This is a genomic window from Nocardioides sp. 616 (assembly GCF_002930065.1).
Taxonomy (GTDB): Bacteria; Actinomycetota; Actinomycetes; order Propionibacteriales; family Nocardioidaceae; genus Nocardioides; species Nocardioides houyundeii.
In genome coordinates, this window is sequence record NZ_POAG01000028.1 from 746 (window position 1) to 13,493 (window position 12,748).

Sequence of the window (12,748 nt, forward strand, 5' to 3'; positions counted from 1 at the left end):
GACCCAGGTGGCCACCTGGCTGACCCACACCCACCTCACCGTCAAACCCGTCATCGACCTCGCCGAGACCATCACCACCACCGCCTACGAGCACTCCCCGTCGCTGAAGGAACGCATCCGGCTCCTGGTCGGCGCCCGCGACACCTTCCCCTGGACCACCGGAGGCAGCAGACACCTCGACCACGACCACCCCACCCCCTACCGGCATTCCCCACCACCCGGGCAGCCACCCCAGACCGGCACCCACAACTGCCAACCCCTGTCCCGACGCCACCACCGCTGGACGACCCACGCCGGGTTCCGCTCACGTCAGGTCGCCCCCGCGACCTACGCCTGGACCACCCCCCACGGCCACCACTACCTCGTCGGACCGCACGGCACCCGACCCCTCACCGACCACCAAGGCCGCCGCTACCACCACGCCACCACCGCCGAGCTCCACCTCATCAACCACCACCTGGCTCTCGGCTGACCCCGCACCGCGAGCGGCCGGGTCAACGCGGGCGGCGGCGTACCCGCACGGTCCGCGACCGGCCCAGCTCGCGGCCCTGCCCGTCGAGCGCCGCCACGGCGACGTACTGGACGGGGCTCGTGGTCAGCGCAGTCTCGAAGCCGGTGCGCTTGCCGGTGGTGAGTGGCCGCAGCCGCGCCCGGTCGTCCGCGCCCAGCACCCGCCAGCGGGCGACACCGGTGGCGCCGTTCCAGGAGGCGTGCACGGTGAGTCCGGCCTCGTCCAGCGCCGCCGCCACGTCGGGCACCGAGTCGGGCCGACCCGTCCACCGGTGCCGGTAGACCCGGTAGGAGCCGCCAGCCAACCCGGTCACCTCCTGGACCACCTGCCCATCGGCGGTGAACTCGGTGGCCGAGGGATCGGTGCCCCAGCCCACCAGGACGTGGGAGTCGTCGAGCACCTGCATGCTCCCCATCGCCCCGGAGAACCGGTCGCCGCGGGTGAACCGGCGTACCAGGCGGACCGTGCGGGCCGACTCGTCCACGTCGAGCAGCAGCCCCGAGGAGCTCCTGCCCTTCGTGCCGATCCGGCCGTTGTTGTCGAAGAGGCTCAGCCGCCCCGTCACCGCGGAGCCGTCGGGTCCGCCGGCCAGGAACCGGGCGTCGTGCTGGTAGCCGAAGCGGGCGTCGGCGTCCACGTCGAAGTCGCTGCGCTCGCCGCCCAGCCGCCACCGCACCTCGCCGGTGCGGCGGTCCACCAGGACCAGGGAGCTGGAGTGCCGGAACCCCAGCAGCAGCGCGTCCCCGCGCGCTTGGACCGAGTTCACGTGCCAGGCGTCGAAGGCGCCGACCGGGGTGTCCCCCGGTCGGCTGCCGCCCGGCTTCTCGTGCGTCTCGGTCAGGTCCAGCCGCTCCTCGGCCACCCAGTCCAGCAGCACCTCGCCGGTCTGGACGTTCACCTCCTGCACCCGGTTGGAGAGCAGCCAGCCCTGTGCCGGTCCTCCGACCGGAGTCAGGTCGAACGGGATGGTCGGGTAGGACACCAGCAGCGCCGTACCGCGGTCGGTCAGGGTGAACTCGTGCAGGTCGGCGGCCAGGCCGTGACCGGTGCGCACGGTCGCGAGCTCCCGGTAGCGGTCGTCCAGGATGACGCCGTGCCCCGTGCCCCAGCCCTCGAAGACGTTGCCCGCCCAGTAGGTCAGCACCGGTCTGCCCCGATAGGTCTGCACCTTCAGGTCCGCGACGCCCCGGCCGTCCGGCTCCAGCCACACCGGCTCGCCGTCGTTGTCCAGGATCGCGCCCTGGAAGACCGACATCCGGCCGCCCGTGAAGAGCAGGCCGGCGGCGACCGCTCCGGTGGTCTCCACCGAGACGTCGGGGGCGACGAGCTGGTTGCTGAGGTAGCGCCGCGGCTCGGGGGCGCTCGGCTCCGCCGTGCCCGAGGCAGCCCCCGAGGCAGCCCCCGAGGCAGCCCCCGCGTCCGAGGACTCCTCAGAGCCTGCCGAGTCCCCAGCGCGGTCCGAGTCCCCTACGAGGGTGAACCCGGCGGCCGTGCCGCCAGCACCCAGGACCACCCCGCCGGCTGCCGCCGAGGCGTAGCCCAACCAGGCCCGCCGGGTCACCCCTCGGGCGGCCTCGTCGTCCTCCCCGGTCGGTGCCACAGAGCGAACCTAGCCACCGAGCACCCCCCACGCACAGACCCTGCGCGATAGTTTGCCGTCCATGACTGAGTCCACCGACCTGACGAGCGCCGCCCCGACGAGCGCGCAGCCCGGTGGGCCGGCCGCCGACCCCATGCGGGACCTGACCAAGGCGTCCCGGCACGCCTGGTGGTCGCTGGAGGTGCTGCACATCCTGGGCTACTTCGCCCCCTCCGTGACCGCGAAATACGTCGACCTGGGGCTGCGCCCCCGGCTGAGCTACTTCGCGGCCCGCTCCGCCGCGTTCGGCCCGGTGGGACCCGAGGTGCCGGCCGCCACCTTCTACGTCTTCGCCCCCTGGTTGCTGGAGAAGGCGCTGCCCTCCTCCTGGGAGGCGGCCTCGCCGGAGCAGGTGCTGCAGGCTCGGCACGACGGCATGTCCGAGCTGATGGCGCAGGTCGTCGGCGGCACGGACGTCGCGGAGCTCCTCGAGCTCACCCGCACCGTGTGCGCCGGCCTCACCCGCCACGGCCGCCCCCTGTACGCCGCCCACGCCGGCCTGGACTGGCCCGAGGAGCCCGGGTTGGCGCTCTGGCACGCGAGCACCCTGATCCGCGAGCACCGCGGCGACGGCCACGTCGCCGTGCTGCTGCGCGCCGGCCTGGACCCGGTCGAGTCGATCGTGCTCAACGGCCTCTTCGCCGGGACGACCCGGTTCATGCAGCAGAGCCGCGGCTGGAGCGAGGAGGAGTGGGACGCCGGGATCCAGCGGCTGGCGGACCGGGGCCTGGTCGCCGACGACCGCCTCACCGAGGAGGGCGTGGGCTTCCGGAAGGCGCTGGAGAAGGAGACCGACCGGTTGGCGCTGGAGGGCTGGCAGCACCTCGGCCTCGACGGCACCCGCAGGATGGCCGAGCTCGCTGCCCCCTTGCGAGACGCCGCGCTGAGCAGCGGACTGATCCCCGACCTGACCTCCGGACGCTGAGCACCGGACGGAGCGGGACGACGACAGGCGGCGGGACGGTCCCCCGGTGAACCCCGTCGACGCCCTGATCCTCGCCGCCGTCGTGCTGGTGGCCGCCCTGGGCTGGTCCGAGGGCCTGGTGCGGGCACTGTGGGGCTACACCGGGCTGATGCTCGGCACCGCGCTCGGCCTGGTGCTGGCGCCGGTCCTCCTCGAGGAGGTCGGGCTCTCGGTCTGGGTCGCCCTCGCCGCGCTGGTCGTCGTCGGCGCCAGCGCGGTCGGCGTACGCATCCTGGCGGTGCGGCTCGAGCACCGGCTGCGCACCCGGATCGACTGGCATCCCCGGCCCTGGCTCGACCACCCCGGTGGGCTGGTCTTCGGGATCGTCGCAACGCTGGGGGTCAGCTGGATGCTGGGCCTGGCGCTGGCCGGCTCGAACGTGCCCAGTGTCGCGGGTGCGGCGAACCGGTCCGTCGCGCTCCGGACGCTCAACGACGTCCGCCTCCCCCTCAGCAGCCGACTGGTGGAGCAGTTCGCCCACCTGGGCCGCGGCTCCGACTTCCCCCGGTACGTCGACGTGTTCACCGCGGTCGACATCGTGCCGGTGGCCGCGCCACCCGAGGACGTGGTGAGCCGACCGGGAGTGCGGCGAGCGGCCCGGTCCGTCTGGCGGATCCTGGCCGACGGGGAGGTCACGGGACACCAGGGCACGGGCTTCCTGGTCGCCCCCGAGCGGGTGATGACCGCGGCCCACGTGGTGCCCGACTCCCGCCGCATCGGCGTCGAGACGGACCAAGGGCTCCTCGACGCCACGGTCGTGGTCTGCGACGCCCGGCACGACGTCGCCGTGCTCGCCGTACCGGGGCTGAAGGGCCGGGTCCTCCGCTTCACCGACGCGGTGCACGGTGACCCGGCCGCGGTCATCGGCTACCCGGACAACGGCCCGCTGACGGTCACCCCGGCCCGGGTCCGGGACCGGGGGCCCTGGCAGTCCAGCGACATCTGGCGGGACCACCGTGAGGAGCACGACGCCTACTCGGTGCGCGGAGACATCCGCGGCGGTGACTCCGGCGGCCCCCTGGTGACCCCTGCCGGCCGCGCGCTCGGGGTCGTGGTGGCCTCCTCCCGGGTGGACGAGGACACCGGCTACGTCCTCACCCGGGAGCAGGTCGCCGAGCCCCTGCGTCGCTCCCTGGAGCCCGACGCGGACGCCGCCCCCTGCTCCCGGGACGACTGAGTCCGCTGGGCTGGTCCCGGCCCCGGGCGGCAGTTGGGGGTGGCGGATCCGCCTCCTTGCTGCCTACGCTCGCCCGATGGTCGATGACCCGCTGGCACAGTTCGACGACGACGCGTTCGCCCGGGTGCTGTGCGTGGTCGCCCACCCCGACGACCTGGAGTACGGCACCTCCGCGGCGGTGGCCGCCTGGACCAGCCGCGGCATCCAGGTCGCCTACCTCCTGCTGACCCGCGGCGAGGCGGGGATGGACACCCTCACCCCGGACCGCACCGCGGACCTGCGGGTGGCCGAGCAGATCGTCGGCTCCACGGCCGTCAGGGTGAGCGAGGTCGACTTCCTGCCCTACCCCGACGGGGTGCTGGAGTACTCCCTGGACCTGCGGCGCGACATCGCCCGCGAGATCCGCCGCCACCGGCCCGACGCCGTGGTGGTGGGCAGCTGGGAGGTCGAGTTCGCCGGCGGGCTCAACCAGGCCGACCACCGCGTCGCCGGCCTTGCCGCTGCCGACGCGGTGCGGGACGCGGCCAACCGGTGGGTCTTCCCCGACCTGATCGCCGAGGGCCTGGAGCCGTGGTCGACCCGCTGGCTCCTGGTCAGCGGCGACTCCCGGCCCACGCACGGGGTCGACGTCACCGGAGACCCGCTGGAGCGCGGCATCACCTCGCTGGAGTCCCACCAGCAGTACCTCGCCGGAATCCCCGGACACCCGCCGCCGCGGGAGCTGCTCACCGAGATGGCCGCCGCCCAGGGCCGCCGCCTGGGGGTGCCGCACGCCGTGCTCTTCCGCGCGCACGACCTCCACTCGCCTCCGGCATGAGGGTCGGGGCTGCTCAGTCCCTGCGGCGCCAGGCGCGGGTGCGCGGAGCCGTCCGGCTCGCGGGCCGGTGATCGGCCTGGTCGGAGACCGGTGGTCCGGCTGGCGCCTCGGCCGGAGGGGGTGACGTCTGCCCGAGCAGGATCTCGCGGGACTCCTCCGGCGAGACCGCGGCCTTGGGCTTGAGCACGAAGCGCGGGAGCTCGCGTTGCGCGGTCGGCACGAAGCCGACCTGCGCGGCGTCGTACGACGCGGTGCCGAAGCACTGGTCCATCAGGTCGGCCGGGTCGTCCTCGGGACCCGCGAAGCGAGCAACCCGGGCGAGGGCGGCGATCCGGTCCAGGCGCGCCACCGCACCACCGGGGTAGCGCACCAGCCGCCGACCGTGGTGGGTGCGCTCCAGGTCGTCCAGGAGCCGCTGGAGGGCGTGCGGCTCCGGGGCGTGGGAGGTGTCGGGCAGGAAGAGGCGGAACTCCGCGTCGGTCTCCTCGGGGACCTCCGTCACCAGCTGCACCCGCGGCTCGCCCCGGTAGGAGCGGTGCACGATCCGCAGCTCCAGCGTCGGGTCCTCCACCGGCTGGGTGCGCTCCTCGTGCACCTGGTCCCAGTCGCCGACGAGGACCACCCGCAGGTCGGTGAAGTCGGCGTCCAGCAGGGCGTCCACGCACGCCACCACGCCGTCCGCGGGCTGCTCGGGCCCAGCATCGGCTCCGGCGGCGGCCAGCACGGCGCCGGCAGGGACGACCACCTCCAGGTAGGGCCGCTCGTAGGCCCGCCCGTGCTTGCGGCGCTTGGGCCGCATCGCCGGCACCAGGTTGGCCAGGTAGGGGTCGTTGTAGCGGTTGACCTGCTCGGCCCGGCGCAGCACCTGGGAGCGGCCCAGGTGCCACGACATCGCCTGCCGGTCCACCACGAACACGCCCCCGACCTGGGCCAGCTCGTGGCCCAGCGCCATGTCCTCCCCCAGGCGCAGCTCGGGGTCGAACCCCCGGGATGCCTGGTAGAGCGCCCGGGTGACCGACCCGGTCATCCCGATGTGCACCCGCTGGGCCCGCGGGCCGGCGAGCGCCAGGTCGGCGGTGCGCTTCCAGTAGCCCTCCACCCAGCCGTGCTCCTCGTGCACGCAGTCGGGGAAGAACTCTCCCGCCTCGCCGGCCGCGACCCGGTCCCGGATCACCGCGGGCTCCTGACCGAGCAGCCAGGCCGGGTCCACGAAGCGCTTGTCTCCCCCGGGCACCGCGTAGTCGATGAGGTGGTGCCAGCGCATGTGCGCCTCCACCTCCTCGCGGTGGGCGAGCATGTCCGCGTCGTACCAGTGCAGGACGTCCCCGTCGCTGCTCGTCGCGCCGAGGTGGCAGGCGTTGGCCCGCCCCCAGCCGGACTCGACCCGGACGATGCGGGTGTTGTCCGGGCGCACCTCGGGCAGCGTCAGCGGCGGCGTGCTCTGGTCGTCCACCACCACGACCTCGAGCAGGTGCGCGGGGTAGCTCTGCCCGGCCAGGGCGGCGAGCACGTAGGGCAGCGTGTGGTGGTAGTTGTACGCCGGGACGATCATGCTCACCGACAGCCGCGGCTCCCAGGTGCCGAGCGCCGGGGGCTGCAGCGAGCGGTAGTCGTTGTGCCGCACCAGGGGCTGCCGGGGCATCAGACGCGCCCCACGCTGCGCTCGGCCCCGAGCTCGCGGTCGAGCACGCTGTCCAGCTCACTGTCGAGCTCCATGGCACGACTGGGCCGGAAGCCGGACCACTCGGTGTCGATGATGTCGGGCCGCCGGAACTCCTGGGCGTCTCGCTCCCAGGTGTGTCCCCCCGACGTCCGGTGCAGCACGTAGCCCAGCCCGTGGGTGCGGTAGATCCGGCCGCCGGCCGCCTCCACCGCGGTGAGCAGCTGGGTGTCGACGAACCGGCGTACCCGGCGGAAGTCGCCCAGCGCGGAGAGCAGGGTGCGGTCCAGCAGGGTGGTGCCGCCGGCGACGAACCGGCTGAACCGCTCCGAGGGGTGGTTGCGCCGCACGGTGAGGTCGGGCTCGGCGAGGTAGACGAACTCGCTGGGCATGCCCACCACGTCGGCCCCGGAGAACCGGCGGGCCATCAGCACGTCGTGCACCGCGTCCGGGGAGTACCAGTCGTCGTCGTCGACCTTCATCACCAGCGTCGCCGAGGCCGCGTGGGTGAGCGCGGTCAGGACGTCGCCGAAGAACGCCTCGGCCTCGAACTCCAGCAGGGTGAAGGGCACGTCGCCGAGCAGCTCGGCCACCCGGGCGCGGTCGACGGCGAAGCCGTGCGCGCCGAGCACCAGCTCGATGTCGGCGCCCCGCTGACGGGCCACCTGGCCCAGCGCGAACTCCAGCTGCTCGGGGCGCTTGGTGGGCAGCAGCAGGCTGACCGGCGGCAGTCCGGGATGGCGGGGGGCGCCGCTGCCCGACGGCGCCAGGGACTGGCGCCAGGCCAGCGTCGAGTGCCGGTCGAAGGTGAGCCGCCGCAGCCGCAGCGAGTGCTCCTCGCGGGCCAGCGGGTCATCCAGGTCGGGTCGCTCCAGGATGGCCCGCTCCAGCTCGCCGTCCAGGCGCGGCTGCCGCCCCGAGGCCACCAGCGGTACGCCGGCCATCGCCAGCCGCAGCACGTGCTGCGGGTCCTCGGAGCCGAGGTCGAGCTGCACCCCCTGGTGCGCCCGGGCGCGGGCGATCACGGACTCGGTGATGCAGGAGGGACCGGGAGCCAGGCTGCGCAGCTCGACCAGCGGCAGGTCCCAGGTCTTGCGCCAGTCGATGGGGTTGTAGACCTGCTCGTCCACCGGGTCCAGCGGGGAGCACACCACCGCCGGCGCCCGGTCGATCACGTGGTGGGCGGCCGGCGTCTCGTCCGCGACCGGCGGCTCGGGCACCAGGACCACGTCGGGGGGCACGTCCCGCTCGGCGTCGCCGGCCTCGACGACGTCGACCAGCCGCAGCGCGCGCACGTCCAGCCCGGGCGCGGGCGGGCGCCCGGCATAGGCCAGCACCACGCCCTGCTGGGTGGTTTCGACGCCGGGCACGGCCTGGCGGGCCATCTCCTTGAGCACCTGGTGGGCGCCCACCGGAGCCTCGAACCGGGCCACGGTGAGGACCCCCTCGTCCTCCTCGGGCGAGCCCAGGCGCCGGCCGTGCACGCTGGACAGCGGCGGCCACTCCGCCCGGGGCAGCAGCGGCAGCGGGCTGAGGCCCTGGCTGAGCCAGACCCCGACGACCCGGCACTGGCCCAGCCGGGGCACCAGCGAGGCGGCCTGCCGCAGCGCACCGCGGTCGGAGGCGACCAGCAGCACCGTCTTCCAGCCGCCCTTGTGCACCGCGCCGGGGCTGACCTGGGAGAGCGCCAGCATGGAGCCGTCGAACCCCGTCGGCAGCGCGCCGACCACCGGGTCGTCGGCGGCGATCAGCAGCACCGGCGCTGCGGCGTTGTCGAAGAAGCTGTCCAGGGGATGGGTCATCGAGACGCTCCTTCGCGCGGGGCCCGCTCCCGGAGGGAGGACGGAAGACTGTGGGTGACCAGGGGTCGAGGCTGCTCCCGCAGCCAGGTGCGGGTCACGTGGTCGATGATGTGCACCCCGGGAGGCGCGGTCACCTTGGTCAGCCCGCCCAGCTCCGCGGCCTTGCCCTCGCGGATCGCCTGGTCGACCTCGAACTCCCGCAGCTTGCGGTAGAGCCGGGTGGTGGTGAAGTCGACGCCCTCGGTGCGCCAGTGCGCGAACTCGTCGGCGTCGTGCCACTTCACCTCGACCACGAGTCCCTGCGGCAGCACGATCCGCTCCGCCCCCGCGGGCTGCTCACGCAGCTCCCAGTCGAAGGCCTTCACGAAGGTGGTCTCGGGGCCCGTCGGATAGATCCACGGCTCCAGGAACCGCAGGCTCAGGTCCAGCCAGCCGGTGGACTCGTCCACCACGGTCAACGGGTGCCGGGGCATCGCGACGATCGCGGAGGCGGCCTCCAGCTGCCAGCTCAGGTCGCGCAGGATCGCCGACCCCTCGGGGGTCAGCACCATGTCGCCGTCCCACTTCATCGAGTAGGCGGTGCGCACGTGGCTGAAGGACCAGTTGTAGAAGTGGGTCAGCGAGTGCACCGACGTGGCGGGGGTGGCCAGGTGCTCCCCGCCCGCGCGGCTCACCCGGTGCGGATAGCTCAGCGACGTCAGCCGGTCCCCGGCGCCACGGGACTCCGCGATCTCGCGAGCCACCTCGGCGGTGCCGTCGGTCGAGCCGTTGTCGACGACGATCACGTGCTGCACGGCGTCCAGGATCGGCGGCAGCACCCAGGGCAGGTTCCGAGCCTCGTCGCGCACCCGGAACACGCAGGTCAGGCCGGGGGCGAGCCGCCGAGGGCCGCCGTCCGGGGCGCGCCAGGGCCAGGTGACGTCGTACTCGGGCAGGCCCTCGAGGCAGGCGATGTCGGGCGCCTGCCGGGACGGATCAGCGCTCACGCCCGATGACCTTACGGATCCTGCTGCGGGCGGCCGGCGGGACCAGGGCGCGGACAGCGTGCGGGACGTGGTCCGCGGCCCGGGTCGCCCGCTGCTGACCGCCCCCCTCGCCGGCCTGGCGCGCACCCTCGCGCACCCCCTCGCGGCGCGCCGCCAGCACGCTGGACGCGGCGAACGCCTCGGCCTCGTCGTACATCTCGCCGTAGGCGACCCGCAGCTGGTCGCAGGTCTCGTGGGCGGCGGCGGTGTCGCCGCCGGGCTGCGCCATGGCGTCGAGCACCGCCCAGGTCTGGTCGGCGAGCTCGCGCAGCGGGGCGGGGACCTGCACGTCGTCCCAGGTCAGCGTGACCCGGCGCAGCGAGGGGTCGATGAAGCTGTGCACCGCGGCGATGTCGGTGGCCATCGCGGTCTTCACCGCGTGCAGGTCGAACTGCTCCCCGAGGGCGAAGACCGGGACCGTCCAGTCGTCCAGCAGGTCGGCGTACCGGACGAACGCGCGCTGCTCGCCGCGGGTGGCCCGCTCGGTGCCGAGCATCATGTTGACCCAGGCCGCGGTGCGGGTCACGCCGCCCTGGCGGGCGTCGTAGTACTTCTGCTTGGAGCCCACCACCTCGGTGACCGGCCGCAGCATCGTGACGTACGACGTGGCGGCGCCGGACCGCTCGGCGGCCGCCCGCCACAGCCCGAGGAACCAGGCGGCACGAGGGTCCTTGAGCACCAGCTCGTCGCTCTGCTCGAGCTGGCTGGCCAGCCAGTCGGTGACCCGCTCGCGCAGGGCGTGGTCGGCGCTCACCTTGCCGGCGTCCAGCCAGGCCCGCGGCCGGGCGTCGGAGACCTGCACCCCCGAGCGCTTGAGCAGCTCGTCGTGCAGGTCGACCAGCCACTGCGGCTCGCCGAACCCCTTGGGGTTGGTGCTGTCCGCGGCGACCTCGGGCTGCGGCACGTGCAGGCCCAGGGTGCGCAGCGTGCCGGCCATCGTGCTGGTGCCGCTACGGCCCGAGCCGACGACGTAGACGACACGGCGGGCACTGCTGGGCGCACTCATGCGGGTCAGCCTAGTGCGCGGGGCCGGTGCTGCTGCTCAACCGTCTGTCGGCTGCGAGGCGATCATGTCGGCGTACCACTGGAAGGACCTCTTGGGGGTGCGCACCTGGGTCTCGTGGTCCACGTGCACCAGCCCGAACCGCTGGCTCAGCCCCTTGGTCCACTCGAAGGTGTCCAGCAGCGACCAGGCGTAGAAGCCGCGCACGTCGACGCCTCGGTTGACCGCCTCCGCGACCGCCCGCAGGTGGGCGTCGAGGAAGTCGATGCGCGGCTGGTCGTCCACCACCCCGTCCTCGTCGGGCCCGGCGTTGAAGGCCGCTCCGCACTCGGTGATGTAGATCGGCGGCAGGGCGGCGCGGTAGCGCGCCCGGAAGATGATGAGCCACTCGCGCAGGCTGTCCGGGACGATCGGCGCGCCGGCGTCCGTGGTCGGGTAGCCGAGCACGTCGAGGAACTCGAAGGGGTTCTCCTGCTCCTCCGGCGCCGCGCCCACTCGCAGCGGGTAGTAGAAGTTCACGCCGTAGAAGTCCAGCGGCTGGCGGATGGTCGCCATGTCGCCGGGCTGCACCACGTCCCCGAGCAGCGGTGCGAGGTCGACGGGGAACCGGCCCAGCAGCATCGGCTCCAGGAAGAGGCCGTTCCACATCTGGTCGAAGATCTTGCTCATCCCGGTGTCGGCCTCGTCGTCGCTGGCCGGCCAGATCGGGGAGTGGTTGTTGGCGCAGCCGACGCTCCGGGCCCCTGCGGCACGCAGCGCCGCCGCCGCGCGGCCGTGGCCCAGCAGCAGGTGGTGGGCCGCGGGCAGGGCGTCGAAGAGCATCCTCTGCCCCGGCGCGTGCCGCCCGTCGCCGTAGCCGAGCATCGTCACCACGTTGGGGTCGTTGACCGGCACCCAGTGCTCGACCCGGTCGGCGAGGCGCTCCCCCACGATCGCGGCGTACTCGCCGAAGCGGTCCGCGGTGGCCCGGTTGAGCCAGCCACCGTCGTCCTGCAGCGCCTGCGGCAGGTCGTAGTGGTAGAGCGTCGCCATCGGCTGGACGCCGTGCTCGAGCAGCCGGTCGACCAGCGCGTCGTAGAAGTCGAGTCCGGCGGGGTTGGCCGGGCCGGTCCCGGTGGGCTGGATCCGCGGCCAGGAGATCGAGAAGCGGTAGCCCTGGGTGCCCAGCCGCGCCATCAGCGCGACGTCCTCCTCGAACCGGTGGTAGTGGTCGCTCGCCACGTCGCCGGTCGAGCCGTCGGCGACGGTGCCCTCGAGGTGGGAGAAGGTGTCCCAGATGCTGGGGCCGCGGCCGTCCTCGGCCACCGCGCCCTCCACCTGGTAGGCAGCCGTGCTGGTGCCGAAACGGAAGCCCGCCGGGAGCAGCGGGAACTCACCGCCACCCCGGGTCGAGCGGTCGCTGGTCACCCGGAGACGATAGCGGCATGAAGATGCGCGTGTACGCCGGTTCGGAAAGGTATACGACCCGGCGCGACGACCGGGTGACCCACCACTCCCTGGCGTTCGGGAAGCACTACGACCCGGACAACGTCTCCTTCGGCGCGCTCGTCGCCCACGACGACCACCGGCTCTCCTGGGGCGCCGGGTTCGCCGACCACGCGCACGCCGACGTCGAGCTCGTCACCTGGGTGCTGCGGGGCCAGCTCGTGCACACCGACTCGCTGGGCAACCGCTCGCTGCTCCCCGCCGGGACCGTGCAGGTCCAGTCCGCAGGCAGCGGCATCCGGCACGCCGAGTTCGCCGACACCTCCTCGGAGCCCACCCGCTTCGTGCAGTCGTGGCTGACCCCGGACGAGCCCGGCGAGCCGCCCTCGCGCTTCGTCGCCTCCGGGCTGGCCGGACCGGGCCTGGTGGCGGTCGCGGGCGAGGGCGCGGAGGTGCCGGTCGGCACGGCCGGCGCCACCCTGTGGGTGGGCACCCTGGACCCCGGGTCGTCCCACCCGGTGCCGCCCAGCCCGCGGCACCACCTGTTCGTCGCCCGCGGCACGGTACGGGTCAGGACGCCGATCAGCGTGGAGCCGGTGACCCTGGCGTCCGGCGACGCCCTGCGCACGGTGGAGGAGTCCGGCGACGACGCCTTCGAGCAGCTGGAGATCTTGGCCGCCACCGAGGCCGTGGTGCTGCTGTGGACGCTGCCGTAGCCTTCTGGA

At 73.8% G+C, this 12,748-nt stretch carries 10 protein-coding genes and 1 pseudogene; 5 read left to right on the forward strand and 6 right to left on the reverse strand.

From position 1 onward, the window contains the following. Window positions 1-472, forward strand: a pseudogene (locus tag C5H89_RS18535) (hypothetical protein); the annotation flags it as partial. A 22-nt stretch (window positions 473-494) separates the two neighbouring features. Here the strand turns inward: C5H89_RS18535 and C5H89_RS18540 are convergent. Then, window positions 495-2,111, reverse strand: coding sequence for an arylsulfotransferase family protein (locus C5H89_RS18540; RefSeq protein ID WP_104108445.1), 1,617 nt, complete (start codon window positions 2,109-2,111; stop codon window positions 495-497). 61 nt (window positions 2,112-2,172) lie between these two features. On the opposite strand from C5H89_RS18540, the gene C5H89_RS18545 reads away from it, so the two are divergent. From C5H89_RS18545 to C5H89_RS18555, 3 genes are all read left to right on the forward strand, one after another. Then, window positions 2,173-3,075, forward strand: coding sequence for a hypothetical protein (locus C5H89_RS18545; protein WP_104108446.1), 903 nt, complete (start codon window positions 2,173-2,175; stop codon window positions 3,073-3,075). A gap of 46 nt (window positions 3,076-3,121) precedes the next feature. Next, window positions 3,122-4,291, forward strand: a complete 1,170-nt coding sequence (locus C5H89_RS18550; RefSeq protein ID WP_104108447.1) for a MarP family serine protease — start codon at window positions 3,122-3,124, stop codon at window positions 4,289-4,291. 76 nt (window positions 4,292-4,367) lie between these two features. After that, window positions 4,368-5,108, forward strand: a complete 741-nt coding sequence (locus C5H89_RS18555; RefSeq protein WP_104108448.1) for a PIG-L deacetylase family protein — start codon at window positions 4,368-4,370, stop codon at window positions 5,106-5,108. A 13-nt stretch (window positions 5,109-5,121) separates the two neighbouring features. On the opposite strand, the gene C5H89_RS18560 is transcribed toward C5H89_RS18555, so the two are convergent. From C5H89_RS18560 to C5H89_RS18580, 5 genes are read right to left on the reverse strand one after another with little or no spacing between them, the layout of a single operon-like run. After that, window positions 5,122-6,750: a glycosyltransferase family 2 protein gene (locus C5H89_RS18560; RefSeq protein ID WP_104108449.1), complete on the reverse strand. Its 1,629-nt coding sequence runs from the start codon at window positions 6,748-6,750 to the stop codon at window positions 5,122-5,124. Further along, window positions 6,750-8,570 carry a hypothetical protein gene (locus C5H89_RS18565; RefSeq protein ID WP_104108450.1) on the reverse strand — a complete coding sequence of 607 codons (1,821 nt, stop codon included), beginning with the start codon at window positions 8,568-8,570 and terminating at the stop codon, window positions 6,750-6,752. The genes C5H89_RS18560 and C5H89_RS18565 overlap by 1 nt, the downstream gene beginning before the upstream one ends. Then, window positions 8,567-9,556, reverse strand: coding sequence for a glycosyltransferase (locus C5H89_RS18570; RefSeq protein ID WP_240181949.1), 990 nt, complete (start codon window positions 9,554-9,556; stop codon window positions 8,567-8,569). The genes C5H89_RS18565 and C5H89_RS18570 overlap by 4 nt, the downstream gene beginning before the upstream one ends. After that, window positions 9,546-10,601 (reverse strand): sulfotransferase family protein, encoded by a 1,056-nt coding sequence (locus C5H89_RS18575; protein WP_104108451.1) that lies wholly within the window; start codon window positions 10,599-10,601, stop codon window positions 9,546-9,548. Before C5H89_RS18575 ends, C5H89_RS18570 begins: the two co-directional genes overlap by 11 nt. A gap of 36 nt (window positions 10,602-10,637) precedes the next feature. Then, window positions 10,638-12,005, reverse strand: a complete 1,368-nt coding sequence (locus C5H89_RS18580; protein WP_104108452.1) for a GH1 family beta-glucosidase — start codon at window positions 12,003-12,005, stop codon at window positions 10,638-10,640. 17 nt (window positions 12,006-12,022) lie between these two features. On the opposite strand from C5H89_RS18580, the gene C5H89_RS18585 reads away from it, so the two are divergent. Next, the gene (locus tag C5H89_RS18585; RefSeq protein ID WP_104108453.1) at window positions 12,023-12,739 is read left to right on the forward strand and encodes a pirin family protein; all 717 of its coding nucleotides are present in this window, start codon (window positions 12,023-12,025) and stop codon (window positions 12,737-12,739) included. Window positions 12,740-12,748: the final 9 nt, after the last annotated feature.

Coding starts and splice junctions, on each gene's coding strand:
- C5H89_RS18560 (WP_104108449.1), bottom strand. CDS start 6,750: ATGCCCCGGCAGCCCCTGGTGCGGCACAACGACTACCGCTCGCTGCAG.
- C5H89_RS18585 (WP_104108453.1), top strand. CDS start 12,023: ATGAAGATGCGCGTGTACGCCGGTTCGGAAAGGTATACGACCCGGCGC.
- C5H89_RS18575 (WP_104108451.1), bottom strand. CDS start 10,601: ATGAGTGCGCCCAGCAGTGCCCGCCGTGTCGTCTACGTCGTCGGCTCG.
- C5H89_RS18555 (WP_104108448.1), top strand. CDS start 4,368: ATGGTCGATGACCCGCTGGCACAGTTCGACGACGACGCGTTCGCCCGG.
- C5H89_RS18545 (WP_104108446.1), top strand. CDS start 2,173: ATGACTGAGTCCACCGACCTGACGAGCGCCGCCCCGACGAGCGCGCAG.
- C5H89_RS18565 (WP_104108450.1), bottom strand. CDS start 8,570: ATGACCCATCCCCTGGACAGCTTCTTCGACAACGCCGCAGCGCCGGTG.